The sequence below is a fragment of the Leeuwenhoekiella sp. CH_XMU1409-2 genome (assembly GCF_037029365.1).
GTDB classification, from domain to species: domain Bacteria; phylum Bacteroidota; class Bacteroidia; order Flavobacteriales; family Flavobacteriaceae; genus Leeuwenhoekiella; species Leeuwenhoekiella blandensis.
The window spans coordinates 37864-53898 of record NZ_JAYMEI010000023.1 but is presented as its reverse complement, the minus strand read 5'-3'; the positions used below and the strand labels follow the sequence as shown (position 1 = coordinate 53898).

The window sequence follows — 16035 nt, the reverse complement described above, 5'->3', positions numbered from 1 at the left end:
AGTGCGTTTCTTCTCAGCTCCTTCTGAGTCTTTCATAAATAAGTCGAATTTGTGTCAACTTATTTCAGGACGGGACAAAGCTATAAATAAAAAAGCCGCTTCAAAGCGGCTTTTTTATTGGCACCGCCAAAGGGTTTTACACCCCGAGGTTTGCCTCGAAATTAAAAATTTGTTTCCAAGCAATGCCTCATGGGCTTGCCCTGAGGTAGTTTATTGGCACCGCCAAAGGGTTTGATGCCTTATTTACTGTTTTGTTTTGCTTAAGGAGCAGGATTTGGGATCGCTTTATGTATAGCTTCTATTTCCTCCAGGATTTCTGAAGAAAGCTGAATATTTACACTGCCTATATTTTCTTTCAATTGTTCAAGGTTTGTAGCTCCTATAATATTTGAAGTCATAAAAGGCCTGTCGGTTACAAAGGCTAAAGCCATTTGTGTAAGTGACAAATCGTGTTTTTTAGCAAGATCGAGATAGCGCTTGGTTGCTGCTACAGCTTGCTCATTAGAATACCTGCTGTATTGCGGAAACTTATTGATACGGGAAGCTTCAGTATCTGTTTGTTCGATGTATTTTCCGCTGAGGGTTCCAAAACCTAAAGGAGAATATGCGAGATATCCCACTTCTTCGCGCTGCATAATTTCGGTGAGACCAATTTCATCTTTACGGTTGAGCAAATTATACGGGTTTTGCACGGTTCTCATTTTAGGAAGTCCTTTGCGACTTTCTTCCATATAGCGCGATAAACCATATGCCGTTTCATTACTCACACCTACGTGTCTTATAAGTCCTTCTTTTACAAACTCCTGAAGGTCTTCAAGAATCTTCTTGAAATTATCTTGCCATTGTTCTTCAGTGTCGTGGGTGTAGCCCAATTTTCCAAAATAGTTGGTGTTGCGCTCCGGCCAATGCAGTTGATACAGGTCGATGTAATCGGTTTGTAGGCGTTTTAAACTTTTGTGAATCGCATCTTTAAACTCTGCTTTGGTATAGCCGCCGGTACGAATATGTTTAGACATTTCAGCAGGGCCTGCAATTTTTGAGGCAATAATGAGATCATCACGTTTTCCTCTCTTCTTCAGCCAAGAACCAATAATGCGTTCTGTGCTTCCGTAGGTTTCTGCGCGAGCGGGAACGCTGTATAATTCTGCAGTATCTATAAAATTTACACCTTGTTCTATGGCATAATCAAGTTGAGCGTGACCTTCTGCCTCGGTGTTTTGCTCGCCCCATGTCATGGTGCCTAAGCAAATTTTACTTACGTCAATTGAAGTTCCGGGTAGTTTTGTATATCGCATTTAAATCTGGATTTCTTGCGAAGGTATTGTAAAAATATAAAAGCCTCACTCCACCGGTGAGGCTTCAGATTTTCATAGCAAATAGCAGGATGTACTTATATATCGTTGAGCAACTTAGTTACTTCATCTAGCTTAGGCGTAAGAATGACTTCTATTCTTCTGTTTTTTGCTTTACCTTCTGCGGTACTGTTTGTAGCAACCGGTGCAAACTCGCCACGACCGGCAGCGGTAAGATTTTTAGGATCAATCTGTGCATTTTGACGTAAAATCTCAACAATAGCTGTAGCGCGTTTAGTAGAAAGATCCCAATTGTCTTTTAAAGGTCCGTTGCCGCCATACGGCACATCATCGGTATGCCCTTCGATCAGAACAGCGATTTCAGGATTTTGAGCCAATACGCTACCCAGTTGGTTTACTGCTTGTCGTCCTTTGGTACCTACATTCCAGCTTCCGCTTTCAAAAAGAAGTTTGTTCTCTAGCGAAACATAAACTTTTCCGTCACGTTGTTCTACTGTAAGACCATTTCCTTCAAAATCTACGAGGGCTTTAGAAATTGCATCTTTCAAGGCACGCATTTTGGCATCTTTTGCAGCAATCATTGACTCTAACTCTTCAACACGACGCGAACGCTCGGTGAGATCGCGTTGCATTTTTTCCAGTCGGTTTTGTTCAGCGGCGAGATCGGCCTGCTTCTCATCTAATTGTGCTAAAAGCTCGCGATTTTGCTTTGAGTTTTCGGCTAAAGCTTTAGAGCTATTGGCTTCAAGCGCGTCATAAGAATCCTGCAAATTCTTGAGATTGGCTTGCGCTGTAGCATACTTACGCTGTAAATCATCACGCTCACTTGTCGCTTGAGCGAGCTCTTTTTCTAGCTGAGCTGCTTGATCTTCAAATTGCTTTCTCAAGCGTTCTTCTTGAGAAAGGTCTTGTTGCAATTCTTGATTTTCGGCTTTGAGACCGGCAAACCGAGCTTCAAGATCTTTATACACTTTTGCTGAAACGCACGAAGATAGTGTGGCGGCAGCGCCCACGATAAGGCAGACTTTTCTAAACATAGGGTTGTGGTTGTTTTTTATAATCAACGTTTGGAGGTTAAAATTATTGGCTTCGGTTAAGACAAAAGCAATACATTTTCCTGATGATCCAAATTAAATAGCCCGAGGCTAGTGCTGAGGTTGTTTAGGTGTTGAGATCGAGCTCTACCAATGCCGGACAATGATCACTATGCTTTGCTTCCGGAAGAATTACAGCGCGCTTGATCTTGTCTTTTAAGGGTTCGCTTACCATATTATAATCCAGTCGCCAACCTTTATTATTGGCGCGTGCATTTGCGCGATAACTCCACCAGCTGTATTGTTCAACATCGGGATTAAGATGTCTAAAGCTGTCTGTAAAACCACTGTTGATAAAGCCGCTAAGCCACTCACGCTCTACCGGTAAAAAACCACTTACATTTTTAAGACGTACGGGATCGTGAATGTCTATAGGTTCGTGGCAAATATTATAATCGCCACTCACGATAAGATTAGGGCGTGTTTTGCGCAGCTCTTCAGAATAGGCCTGAAAGTCTGCCATATATTTTAGCTTATGTTCTAGACGGTCTACATTTGTCCCACTTGGTAAATACATACTCATAACACTCAGGTCGCCAAAGTCTGCTCTGATGTTACGTCCTTCGTGATCCATATAATCAATACCGGTGCCGTGCACGATATTATCGGGTTCTTTTTTACTTAAAATCGCTACGCCGCTGTATCCTTTTTTTTGTGCGCTAAACCAATAATCATGGTAGCCGGTTTCTTCAAACAAATCTATGTCTAGTTGCTCTTTATGGGCCTTGGTTTCTTGCAGTAAAAGTACATCTGGGTTAGCAGCTTTTAGCCAGTCAAGAAGACCTTTACGAATAGCTGCACGAATTCCGTTTACGTTATATGTGATTATTTTCATGCTTTAATTTTGGGTTTTGGCGAAGGTAGTTATTTCGCTAGAAATCTTCTGTTGATGTTCTCAATACAAATAGTCTTGCATCGCTAAACGTTAAGGCTTTTTCCCGTAGTTTTATGGCCATGCGCCACCTGATCTTGATATCGTGTTTCCTGATTGCTGCAACCGGTTTTGCACAGGATTTTCAGTCTAAACTGCGCCGAACAAAACGATTGGCCATAAAGGATACTGTGGTGATCGATACGACAAGTATTAATCCTGTTTTATTCCAAGTGCTTCAAAAAGATGGAAGCATCCTGGATACAACAGCTTATGAAGTAGATTATGGGCGGTCGCTTTTTTGGTTAAAACAACCAGATGCATCACTAGATACCTTAGATTTCAAGTACAGCGTGTATCCCGATTTTTTAACTAAATCGTATTTTGAATATGATCCTAGCAAGGTGGTGAACAGCAGTGGCAATTTGAGCCGAGTCTATGCACTGAAGAAAAAAACAACAAAGCCCGATTTTAAACCTTTTGACGGACTTACAACTTCAGGGAGTTTGGTGCGTGGGATCACCAGCGGAAATAATCAAAACAGTACGCTTACCAGCGAGCTAGACCTGCAAATCACCGGGAAACTAAGCAAAAAGGTCTCTTTGCGCACTTCGTTGCAAGATGCGAATATTCCGCAGCAAAATGGGGGATACTCACAGCGTTTAGATGAGTTTGATCAGATCTTTATAGAGCTCTACAGCGATATGTGGAACATACGCGCCGGAGATATTAATCTGGAAAATAACATCTCCTTTTTTGGTCGATTTACAAAAAAAGTACAGGGCTTATCCTTGAGCGGGCGACTGGATCAAGAGAATTCGCAAACCGAAGCTTTTGCCACCGGAGCTTTGGTACGCGGTGTTTTTACACAAAGTAGATTTACAGGACAAGAAGGGAATCAAGGGCCGTATAAATTGACCGGACCTAATGGCGAGTTGTACGTGCTTATCGTTAGCGGAAGTGAACGCGTTTTTGTTAACGGTATCTTGCTAGAGCGCGGGGAAACCGCAGATTATGTAATTGATTATAATGCCGGGGAAATCCGTTTTAATCCTACGTTTCCCATTACCAGCGAGATGCGTATTTCGGTTGAGTATCAATACAGTGAACAAAATTTTACTCGCATAATTGCCTATGCAGGAGGTGGCCATCAGACCGATGACGGCAAACTTAAGCTTCGGGCGCATGTGTATTCTGAAAATGATGCTAAAAATCAACCCTTATTGCAAAATTTAAATCAAGAACAAGTAGCAGTTTTGCAGAGTGCAGGAGATGATAGCGAACAAATGATCGCACCAAGTGCAAATCCTGACACTTATAATGAGAATAAAATTTTATACCGAAAAGTGTTTAGAAACGGTCAGGAAGTATTTGAGTTTTCTAACGATCCTGAGGACGAATTGTTCAATGTGCGTTTTACAGATGTAGGTACAAATCAAGGAAATTACGTACTCACCAACGCATCGGCGATCAATCGTATTTATGAATATGTAGCACCAATAAACGGAATTCCACAAGGGAATTTTGAACCGGTGGCGCGTTTGTTTGCCCCGACCCAGTTGCAAATGGCCGTGTTACAAGGAGCTTATAATCCTTCAGCAAAGACGCGTATTTCATTTGAAGGTGCAGGAAGCAAAGAGGATTTGAACCTCTTTTCAGATTTAGACGATGGAGATAATGATGGTTTTGCAGGTCGTTTCAATGTTGATCAAACGCTTTACGAAAAAAATGAAGTCAGGCAGTTGCGGGCGTATGGAACGGTAGACTATATCCAAAACACTTTTCGAAATATTGAGCGCACCTATGCGATCGAGTTTAGCCGCGACTGGAATTTACCCTTATTTCCCCAGGGTGATCAAACCTTGCTTACTTCAGGATTACATTTTCAGGATACCGCAATTGGAGTGGTGAATTATAGTTTTGAACATTTGAATTACAGTCAGAATTATTCCGGCTCCCGCAATTCTATTTATGGCAATCTTCGGTTTAACAAACTGCGAACACAGTTTAATGCCAGCTATTTAAAATCTGAAGCAGATACTGCAACTACGCGTTTTTTTAGAATGAATGCTGCAGCTATATACGGAATGCAAAAATCTTGGATCGGTGCCAAGTTGCGTGCTGAAGATAATGTAAGCCGTAATCCTGTTTCAGAAGTTTTTGATCCTTTGAGTCAGCGGTTTCAATCCTATGAAGCTTTTGTAGGGCGGGGAGACAGTACGGCGGTTTTTGTGGAATTGGGCTATCGCTATCGCGTGAATGATAGTTTGCGAGGCAATAACGTACAACAGGTAAACCACAGTGACACTTATTATCTGAAATCACAACTGATTCAAAATGAAAATACTTCTTTAGGATTGTATGCTAATTATAGGAAATTGCGCTATACCGAAGGGACAGCATCTGAGCAATCTTTGAACTCCCGGTTGCTGTACAATCAAAAGCTTTTTAAAAATCTTGTACGATTGAATACGGTTTTTGAAACGAGCAGCGGGACTTTGCCACAACAGGAATTCACTTATGTTAAGGTTGATGAAGGTCTTGGAGTTTACACGTGGAAGGATTACAATAACGACGGGGTTCAGCAATTAGAAGAGTTTGAACTGGCGCAGTTTCAGGATGAAGCCGATTTCATAAGAGTATTGTTACCTAACCAGCTTTTTGTAAAAACACATCAGAATAAGTTAAGTCAGATTCTTACGGTAAATTTTCAGCAATGGAGTGGTAAAAAAGGCTTTCAAAAATTTGCTTCGCATTTTTACAATCAAACCAGTTATTTAATCGATCGTAAAGTCCTTCGGGATGGGAATTCTTTTGATTTAAATCCGTTTGAAGATGATGACAATGCACTGGGATTGAATCTCAATTTTAGAAACACGCTTTTTTTCAACAGAGGAAAACAGCAGTATACGACAAGCTACACCTATCTAGCAAATACAGCACGTAATTTAGTTTCGTTAGGATTACAAACTAATGAATTACGCAGCCATCAAGTGTCTTTTCTGCATAAAATAAAAGCAAGTTATTTGTTTAACTTAAATACAGCTTTAGGAACCAATAGTAGTGCGTCAGAAAATTTTGCACAACGCAATTACAGTCTCGAGACTTTTGAACTAAATCCTAAAATTTCGTACTTATTTGACGATAACACGCGGCTTGAAGCTTTTTACAGTTTGGGAACCAAAGAAAATAGTTTGGGGGCTTTGGAATATTTAAATAAACAGGATTTTGGGGTGGCATTTTCCTACAGCAATGCTGAAAAGATTTCATTCAATATCGAGGCGCAATACATCAAAAATGAATTTGAAGGTGCTGCATTTTCACCGGTTGCTTATCAAATGCTAGAAGGCTTGCAGCCGGGTTCAAACTTCACCTGGAATGTAATCGCGCAAAAACGCCTGACTAAATTTCTAGATTTAAACCTGTCGTATTTTGGTCGTAAAAGTGAAGATTCTAGAACCATTCATACAGGAACGGTTCAGCTACGAGCACTTTTTTAACCTTCAAATAAAAAAGCTTAATTGACAATAATCTTTTTAGATTGCCCACCGTTACGATTCCCGATACGCACGATGTAAACACCGCTTGAAGCGTAAGACATATCCAAGTCATATACATAGCTTCCGTATTCATTTTCGATCCAGTTTTCGGCTAATTTTTGCCCTAAAATAGAGTACACAGTTACCGCCATTTTTTCGGTGGTTTCTTGAGTGCTTAAAGAAATTTGAAAATGATTTTGTTCAGGCTCAAGAATTACTAATTCACTATCCGGAAAAATATTCTCTTCCACCGAAAGACTGTTAAAGATACGTACGCTGTAGTCATTGGTACGGCCATAGGCAAGATCGCCACAAGGATCTGTCACATCACCTTCTTCATTGCTGTCTTGACCACGCACGCGCATTCTGTAGGTTCCTAAGGCAACGCCTTCTGGTAATTCGAGTTCAAATTCTTCGGCAGTATCAGCAAACAGCACATTGCCGTTTGAAACCATTTCTGATGCTTCAAACCCACCATTGTTATTAAAATCTATAAAGATTGCGTAGTTAGAATTTTGATAGCCTACTTCAAGCATTCCTGTGTATGCATTTTCTTGAATATCAAGATCAAAAACAGTATCCAGATCGGCATCATAACCTGTAGCTGAACAGGCTGTCGTGATCGTAGTTCCTTCGAGGCTTATTTCTGTTACACCATCACCAAAACCACTACAGTTAGAAACCGGTTGACAGTAGTCATTGGTTACGGTTGCCGAAATTTCATCATTGCTGGTGTCGCTATCGGTTTCTAAAGCCGTCCCGGCGGTAATCTCATAAGAGCCAATAGCTGAAAAGTCCTCGGTAGCATTAAAAGTAAAGGATTCTGAAGTCTGAGCGGCTATGGTTCGGTCAAAGGTTTCTGTGATTTGCTCCCCGTCATTGATGCTGTAGTACACCGGGAAATTAGCCTGATCTGCTTGTCCAAAATTGGTGACCGTAACAGTAATAGGAATCGCAGCTCCCAGTCCAGAATCAGACTGTGGATTATCTATTGAAGAAACACCCACATTGTTCTGCCAGAGGTTTTGTACCGTGGTTGACATACTATCATTGGTGGTGTCTTCGTCGTTTTCAAGATTGGTAGTGGCAGTAATAGTGTATTCTTCTCCGATGCTAGAAAGATCAGCGGCTTGTGTAAAGGTGTAGCTGGCAGTTTCATTAAAAGCAAGACTGCCTGTAAAAGTTTCATTCACTGTTGTTCCGTCTACAGTGTAGCTCACAGGAATACTGGTTTGCGTGGTGTTACCAGCATTTCTTATCGTGATCGTAATACTTTCGGTACTGGTTAAGGCACCATCTTCTGGACTATCAATAGAAATGGTCTGAACATCATTGGCATTATCTGACGCCAATTTGAAAACGCTAATTATATCTGTGCGTTGCGGATTGAAATATTCTGAAATAAACCAAAAGGTTTCATCGTCTGCCGGGTCAATAGTAAGGTGTGTATAATCGGCATAGCGCTCAGAAGTACTGGCTCCCGTACTGGTTGCGAGAAATGCTTCGGGTACAGACATTTCACCCAAAGGATCGTTAGCATATCTTCCGGTAAAATTTAAGGTTACGGGTAGATCGGCGCTCACGGTCGTATATCCCATGGCGATGCTTCCGGCACCGTCCATCGCCATACTTGCGCCAAAGGCATTATTTCCGGTAGGAGAAACATAAGTTCCTTCCTGATAAATCGTCCACGGTTGGCCATCTCCTGTTTGTCGTAACTCATACCAGCGTATACCGGCTTGCTCTTCTCCCAAAGGAGCGACATTGACCACAAAATTAAAAATAGCCGAGTTGTGATCGTCAAACTTTCTAAACTGGGCTTGATTCATTACGGTACCTTGCATGGCATCAATTTCGGCACCTGCGGGCTGCGGTAAATTTGAAAAACTTCCGCCGTCAAAAACACCATTAAAATCGCTTACGCTTATAAGTTCCGGTTGTGAAATACTTGAATTTTCAGGTGTGTCCCAATCTACGTCTACCGTCCATAATTTAAGGTGATCATCATCAACCCCAGACCAGGCATCATCTTGATAATAAACTACGGTAGCACCACCTGTCGTTGGTGCTTCAGAAGTGCTGACATTAAAAAACTGCGGACTGTAAAATCCTGCTCTTTGCAACGTAGGCAAGGGGAATCCTAAAAAGCCTACTTCAGCAAGCCCTTGAAGCATTTGATCACGCTCCATAACAAAAACAGCATCTCCAGTCGCGTCACCGCCGGTGATCGCAATATTTGAAGTTACATAATACCCATCATGCCAAACAGAATATTTGGGATAATCAGGAAAAGCACCGGTTTCAAAACCGGCGGTATATATATACCAACCATCGTTTACAGGATCTGAGCCTTGACAAACCGCGATATTTAATCCGTTTTCAAAGTCATTGTCTGCATCGCTTTCATCTTCATTTTCAAATTGCGTAATAATAAACCGGTCTGCAGGAGCGTCGTAAAGTACAATAGGATCTCCGGCAGTGTTTCCTTCAAAAAGCGTTCCCAGACTCGCCTGTGGTACAAGTTCGTTTCCTTGTTTATCATAAATTTTAAAACCAACATTCCAGGCAGCTACATAGTGATTGGGTCCTGCAGCCCCAGTGGGATCAGATGGCGTGAAGTTTGAAGTGTTTGCTTCAAAAACCTGAATAGGTTCGAGGTTATAAGACTTAGCGTCGGTTTTTTCTTTTTCGGTTTGCTTTTTAAGCAGAGGATCACCGTCTTTAGGAAAACCTTTTCCCGGAACCACTTGATTAGCCCGGCGTCTTTTTGGGTTTATTTCTTGCGGATTATTTGATTTCTCTACCGCTTTAAAAGTTCCTTTTTCTAGTTGAGAGGCGAGACTGGGAACTTCACGCACCAAACGCATTTTACTAATTACCGTAGGCTTTTTTTTCTCTTGACCAGTAACCTGAAACGAACAGGAAAAACTAAGTAAAACCAGAAAGCAGGTTAACAGTTGTGCTTTCTTGAGATCGTGCGGGTAAAAATGTTTCATAGTTAGCGTGTTGCGGTCATTAAATGTACGAAAGAATCAACTATAAGGTTCAAAAAAAGCCCCAAGTTGGGCTTTTTGATTTTTTGATAAAATAGCGGACTTATTTTGCCCAATGTTTAAAATCTATTTTTTCGTGCAAAATGGTAGCAAGCTCGCTGATTTTTACACGTTTTTGCTCCATTGTGTCGCGATCGCGAATGGTTACACTTTCATCTTCTAAGCTGTCGTGATCTACAGTGATGCAAAATGGAGTTCCCGCAGCATCTTGGCGGCGGTATCTGCGTCCCACAGCATCTTTCTCATCATAAGCCACATTAAAGTCGAATTTCAAATCATCAATGATCTTCTGGGCAACTTCAGGTAATCCATCTTTTTTAACTAGTGGAAGTATGGCAGCTTTTACAGGTGCTAAAATCGCCGGAAGTTTTAAAACGGTACGGGTAGAACCGTTCTCTAGTTCTTCTTCTTCTAAAGATTTTGAGAATACCGCTAGGAACATACGGTCAAGACCTATTGAAGTTTCAACCACATAAGGCACATAATTTTCATTCAATTCAGGATCAAAGAATTGAAGCTTTTTACCTGAGAATTCTTCGTGTGCTTTAAGGTCAAAATCGGTACGGCTGTGAATTCCTTCTAATTCTTTAAAACCAAATGGGAAATCAAACTCAATATCTGCTGCTGCATTCGCATAGTGGGCTAGCTTCTCGTGATCATGAAAACGGTAATTTTCTTCACCAAGACCAAGTGATAAATGCCATTTTAGACGCGTTTCTTTCCAATGCTCGTACCATTTTAGTTCGTCACCGGGACGCACAAAAAACTGCATTTCCATCTGTTCAAATTCACGCATTCTAAAAATAAACTGACGCGCTACGATCTCATTTCTAAAAGCTTTACCGGTTTGAGCGATCCCAAATGGAATTTTCATTCTTCCGGTTTTTTGCACGTTCAGAAAGTTTACAAAAATTCCCTGTGCAGTTTCTGGTCTTAAATAGAGATCGGTAGCAGTTTCTGCAGAAGCTCCTAATTTAGTCCCAAACATCAAATTGAATTGACGCACGTCTGTCCAGTTTTTTGAACCGGTATCGGGGTCTGCAATGCCTAGTTCTTCGATCAAAGCTTTTACATCGGCAAGATCTTCGGCTTCCAGAGAACGCGCCATGCGTTGTAAAACGGTTTCCTGTTCCTTGCGATAGCGTAAAACACGTGGATTTGTAGTTACAAACTCTTGCTCGTCAAACTTATCACCAAAGCGTTTTTTTGCTTTTGCTATTTCTTTAAGCGCTTTTTGATTCAGTTTTTCAGCATAATCTTCGATCAATACATCGGCGCGATAGCGTTTTTTTGAATCTTTATTGTCAATAAGCGGGTCATTAAAAGCATCAACGTGTCCAGAAGCTTTCCACGTGGTAGGATGCATAAAGATCGAAGCATCAATACCCACGATATTCTCGTGCATTTGCACCATACTCTTCCACCAGTAATCACGTATGTTTTTCTTGAGTTCGGCTCCGTTTTGACCGTAGTCATACACGGCACTTAAACCGTCATAAATCTCGCTACTCCCAAAAATGTAGCCATATTCTTTTGCGTGTGATATTACCTTCTTAAAATGATCTTCCTGTTGTGCCATTTGGTATGTTGCTTTTGTATTTGATTTTGGTTGTTTTGCTGTTGCGAAACAAGGAGGTAAAAATAAAAAAACCGCAGCAATGCAGCGGTTTTTTTATAAGATGATTTTTGAAGCTGAATTATTCGAGCTCAACCACGCTATTGCTAAGCAAGCGATCGTTTTCAAACAGATTGATGCGGTAAATTCCCGGATCAAATTCTTCGGCCATCGGATTGATCCAAACACAGGATTGAAGCTCCTCATTTTGATAATTGATCTGTTGGTAAGCGCTGTAAATCAGAATATTTTCTCCAAAAGCGAGTGAAACGTGTTCGCCCATCACGTTATTTCTGGGATTGATCACCTGAATGTAGAAATCGTGAATGCCCGGCTTGGCCAAAATATTTTCATTGATCGTATAGCAAATTTCAATTTTATCAATACGTCTTGCGCGATCATTAGGCACGGTTTTACCACTACGGCGCAGGATGACACCACTGGTTCTAAATTTACTCACGGTAAGTTGAGCACCTTTACTCAGGTTTTCTTGCAGCGCTTCGTTTTGTTGTTTTAGTGAGTCGCGTTCAACAACACTTTCATCAAAAGCAGCTTCGGCATTTGTTTTTTGAGTTACCAGCAATGCATTTTCAAGGAGTAAACTGTCTGCTTTTTTACGTAAGGCATCGCGCTCATCCCTTAAAATAGCAAGCTCACGCCTGTAATTTTGAAGTGTCGTCTGTGTAGAATTTGCTTGCTCAAGACGATTTAGCAAGTTTTGAATACGAGCCCGTGCTTCTTTTAATTCAGTAGAAAGCAGCTTGTTGGTTTCAATTTCAGCATTATAGTTGGTCAAAAGGTCACTCAGTTCTTCTTTAAGAAGTTCTTTTTCTTCAGAAAGTGCTACTTTACTGGCACTCAGCTCGTGATAGAATTTATAGGTGTAACCACCCAATCCCAAGAGCAATAGAAAAAGTATACCGATAAGAATCTTTAAAGCATTGTTATTGCGAGTCGCGCTCATGCAGCCTATTTTGATATCTTAGTGCGAAAGTTAAAATAATTAATCAAAATGAGATGAAGTCTTTGCTGAAACTCTTCTTTCCTGAGCAATGTAGTGCTTGTGAAACCATCCTGAGCGAAGGGGAACAACTCATTTGTACTTCTTGCCGCCACGCATTGCCGGTAACTCATTTGCACACTACAACGCAAAAACCCATCAAAAAATTATTGTACGGGCGAACAAGCCTTAATTTAGAGGCTGCTTTATTTTATTTTGACAAGAAAACCCGCGTTCAACAGCTTATTCATAATTTAAAATATCGTGGTCAGGAAGGGTTAAGTGATTTTTTAGGACAATGGCTTGGAGCGCAACTTGCAGAAGCGGCTGCATTTAATCAAATTGACTGTGTGATGCCGGTACCTTTGCATAAATCGAGGTTGCGCGAACGCGGCTATAATCAGGTGGCGGGATTTGGCAAGGCGATTGCCCAATGTTTAAATAAGCCGTATTATGATCACATTTTATACCGAACTAAAGCAACACGCACGCAAGTATTTTTAAATCGGGTTTTTAGAGGTACCGAAGTTTTAGACTCTTTTGCCGTTACCGAAACCACAAGCCTTCAAGGAAAGCATATTTTACTCGTAGATGATTTAATTACCACAGGCGGAACTGTAGAAGGTTGTGCGCTGGCTTTAGAGAAAATACCGGAAATAAAATTGAGTGTAGCCGTAATGGCAATAGCCCAATAATTTTTACGTTTTAAAACCTGGATGAAAAACCAGCTAATGTTTCTAGGAATTATCCAAAAAACACTGCTGTCTCATCTTTAAAAATAATCGTTACTTTGCGCTGTTATGTCAAAAAAGGTTTTACAGCTCGTATCTGTTTTTATATTACTGCTTTTTGTAGTGCAATGTGCCAAACGCGGTACTCCTACAGGCGGACCCAAAGATGAAACGCCACCGGTTTTGGTGCGCGCCGATCCACCCAATTACACAACTAATTTTGACCGAAAGGAAATCAGGATTTATTTTGATGAATACATCAAACTCAAAGATCTGAGTAAAAACCTTATCGTTTCTCCACCAATGGATCCCAAGGCCCAAGTGAGTCCGCAAGGAAGTGCTTCAAGGTATATAGATATTCAGATTACTGATACACTTGCCCCCAATACAACCTATCAATTCAATTTTGGAGAAAGCGTTACCGACAATAATGAAGGAAATCCTTTTCAGTTTTTTAAATACGTTTTTTCAACGGGTGATTATATAGATTCTCTTAATGTAACCGGAGTCATTAGAGATGCGCTTTTGCAAAAACCAGATGAGTACGTGACGGTAATGTTGTATGAGGCCGACTCAACGTATTCTGATTCTATCGTGTATAAAGATGTGCCGCGATATATTACCAATACCTTAGATAGCACCGTGGTTTTTGAACTGACTAACGTGAAGGAAGGGCGTTATAAGTTGGTGGCGCTGAAAGACGACGCTAATAATTATACCTTTCAGCCTGATAAAGATAAAATCGCATTTTACGATGGCTTTATAGATGTCCCTACAGATTCGGTTTTTGTGTTGCGCTTGTTTAATGAGCAATTAGAAACCGAAACCGGTCGTCCTAAACAAGGCGCTGCGCAACGTGTAGCGTTTCCGTTTACGGGGAATCCAGATAGTATAGATATCGAATTGATAAGCGCAAAGCCTGAAGGTTTTGAACGCTTAGTAACGCTAAAAAAAGATCAGGATTCATTACAGTATTGGTATAAGCCTCAAGTTGAAACCGACTCCCTTATTTTTAAAACTTACGGAAACACGGAATTGCTAGACACGATGTATGTACGCAGACGCCCATTAAAGGCCGACTCACTACAAGTGCAATCGGTGTCCAGCAGCTTGATCTTAGAAGAACCGTATATGCTGAATACTACGATTCCGGTAATGGCGGTAGACACTTCCAAAATTGTGATTAGTCGTAAAGATTCTACGCTGGTTGAAGCCTTTCAGGTGAATTTATTTCCGAAAAAACTGCAGATATCGCTGACTTTTGAAACCGAAGAAAACGAGTCTTACAAAATACAAATGCTTCCTGAAGCGCTAACCGATTTCTACGACTCGAAGAATGATACGCTCAACTTTAGCGCATCCACCAAAGCCTATGGCGATTATGGGGAATACGACCTTACGTTACAAGGAGCCGCAGAGGTACAACACATTGTGCAGTTGGTAACCGAAAAAGGCGATGTAAAACGTGAGATCATTGGAGAACCGGGAAAAACCTTGTTTCAGTTTAACCGTATCGAGCCCGGAAAATACTACGCGCGGGTTATTGTAGACCTCAACGAGAACGGTAAATACGACACCGGGAATTTTCTGGAACAAAAGCAGCCGGAAGAAGTATTATACTATCCCGATTTATTGGATTTACGCTCAGGCTGGTATCCTAAGCACACCTTTATTCTTACGCAGGAATAGTGTAGTTGGTGCTTACTTCAGTTCAAATTTGTCTTGATCTGCGAGAAAATTCAGTTGGTTGCGGGTTTCTTCAAGATGAGTTTTGCTCAAGGTTGCATAAATTGTTTTTTCTTCCGCTTCTGCGAAAGCTAAAGTAGCCCCGAGACTGTCATAAATACCACTGTAGCCGTTGTATTCATAATTGCCGCCATCGATACCTACTCGATTTACGCCAATGCAGTAACTCATGTTTTCTATTGCACGCGCTTTGAGCAAAGTATCCCAGGCAAAAACACGCTTTTTAGGCCAATTGGCTACATAGAGCATCACATCATAATTTGAGGTATTGCGTGCAAAAACAGGAAAGCGTAAGTCGTAACATACTTGTAATAGAAACTTCCAACCTTTATATGTTGCAATCACGGGCTGCTCGCCGCGTTTGTAAACCTTATGTTCGCCCGCTAGAGTAAAAGTGTGGCGTTTATCGTATGAAGTACAAGCACCTTCTGGAGTGATAAAATAAAACCGGTTGTAAAACGCATCTTCCTCTTTGATCATCAAGCTTCCGGCAATTGCTGCTTGAGTGGTTTTTGCTGTAGCTTTCATCCACTCGACCATCGCACCGGTATCTGCTATTCCTTCAGGATTCATACTAAAGCCTGTAGCAAACATTTCGGGTAAAACGATAAGATCTACATTATGTATAGCGCTGATTTTCTGATCAAAATATGTACGATTCGCTTCCGGATTTTCCCAAGCCAGATCTGCTTGAATTGCTGCTATTTTTAAGGTGTCTTGCATAACTTAAAAGTACAAAAAGCTGTTGAGGTTAGGACAAAAAAATACCCGCTGCAACGCAGCGGGTATTGGAATCTTAAATATACTTATATATATCTTAGTCTTATAGTACGCGTACTTGCGCAGCTACCATACCTTTTCTTCCTTCTTCTTCGATGTACTCAACTTGGTCACCTTCTTCTAACACTTCACCGTTAAGACCGGTTGCGTGTACAAAGATGTCCTTGCCTGTGTCATCGTTAGTAATGAATCCGTAACCTTTTGATTCATTGAAAAATTTAACTGTACCTTTCATTATAAAATTGTAAAAAAATTAATATTGGTACAAAGCTACGTGTTTAAACAACACAAAA

Annotated in this window: 11 protein-coding genes; 3 read left to right on the top strand and 8 right to left on the bottom strand. The window is 41.0% G+C overall.

Translation table 11 applies throughout. The features are described from left to right. Window positions 1-260: 260 nt before the first annotated feature. The 3 genes from WA338_RS17855 to WA338_RS17845 all read right to left on the bottom strand — a co-directional run bounded on the left by WA338_RS17855 (window position 261) and on the right by WA338_RS17845 (window position 3242). Window positions 261-1295 (bottom strand): NADP(H)-dependent aldo-keto reductase, encoded by a 1035-nt coding sequence (locus WA338_RS17855; RefSeq protein WP_272986445.1) that lies wholly within the window; start codon window positions 1293-1295, stop codon window positions 261-263. Between the two features lie 95 nt (window positions 1296-1390). After that, a complete protein-coding gene (locus tag WA338_RS17850; protein WP_273016684.1) occupies window positions 1391-2350 on the bottom strand; it encodes an OmpA/MotB family protein in 960 nt (319 codons plus the stop codon). A 124-nt stretch (window positions 2351-2474) separates the two neighbouring features. Continuing rightward, window positions 2475-3242, bottom strand: coding sequence for an exodeoxyribonuclease III (locus WA338_RS17845; protein WP_272986441.1), 768 nt, complete (start codon window positions 3240-3242; stop codon window positions 2475-2477). Between the two features lie 119 nt (window positions 3243-3361). Between WA338_RS17845 and WA338_RS17840 the strand changes: the two genes are divergently transcribed. Beyond that, the gene (locus WA338_RS17840; protein ID WP_040533798.1) at window positions 3362-6778 is read left to right on the top strand and encodes a hypothetical protein; all 3417 of its coding nucleotides are present in this window, start codon (window positions 3362-3364) and stop codon (window positions 6776-6778) included. Between the two features lie 17 nt (window positions 6779-6795). Here the strand turns inward: WA338_RS17840 and WA338_RS17835 are convergent, their stop codons facing one another. The 3 genes from WA338_RS17835 to WA338_RS17825 all read right to left on the bottom strand — a co-directional run bounded on the left by WA338_RS17835 (window position 6796) and on the right by WA338_RS17825 (window position 12449). Continuing rightward, window positions 6796-9813: a GEVED domain-containing protein gene (locus WA338_RS17835; protein WP_273016683.1), complete on the bottom strand. Its 3018-nt coding sequence runs from the start codon at window positions 9811-9813 to the stop codon at window positions 6796-6798. 100 nt (window positions 9814-9913) lie between these two features. After that, entirely contained in the window at window positions 9914-11449 is a 1536-nt protein-coding gene (locus WA338_RS17830) for a glycine--tRNA ligase (protein ID WP_272986434.1), read from the bottom strand. Window positions 11450-11567: 118 nt separating this feature from the next. Beyond that, window positions 11568-12449 carry a hypothetical protein gene (locus WA338_RS17825; protein ID WP_009781885.1) on the bottom strand — a complete coding sequence of 294 codons (882 nt, stop codon included), beginning with the start codon at window positions 12447-12449 and terminating at the stop codon, window positions 11568-11570. Between the two features lie 53 nt (window positions 12450-12502). On the opposite strand from WA338_RS17825, the gene WA338_RS17820 reads away from it, so the two are divergent. Both WA338_RS17820 and WA338_RS17815 read left to right on the top strand, forming a co-directional pair. After that, window positions 12503-13180, top strand: a complete 678-nt coding sequence (locus WA338_RS17820) for a ComF family protein (protein ID WP_009781884.1) — start codon at window positions 12503-12505, stop codon at window positions 13178-13180. A gap of 105 nt (window positions 13181-13285) precedes the next feature. Beyond that, a complete protein-coding gene (locus WA338_RS17815; protein ID WP_009781883.1) occupies window positions 13286-14905 on the top strand; it encodes an Ig-like domain-containing protein in 1620 nt (539 codons plus the stop codon). Window positions 14906-14917: 12 nt separating this feature from the next. Here the strand turns inward: WA338_RS17815 and WA338_RS17810 are convergent, their stop codons facing one another. Next, on the bottom strand, window positions 14918-15685 hold the full coding sequence (locus WA338_RS17810; RefSeq protein WP_272986431.1) for an amidohydrolase: 768 nt from the start codon (window positions 15683-15685) through the stop codon (window positions 14918-14920). 100 nt (window positions 15686-15785) lie between these two features. Then, window positions 15786-15977, bottom strand: coding sequence for a cold-shock protein (locus tag WA338_RS17805; RefSeq protein WP_009781881.1), 192 nt, complete (start codon window positions 15975-15977; stop codon window positions 15786-15788). Window positions 15978-16035 lie beyond the last annotated feature (58 nt).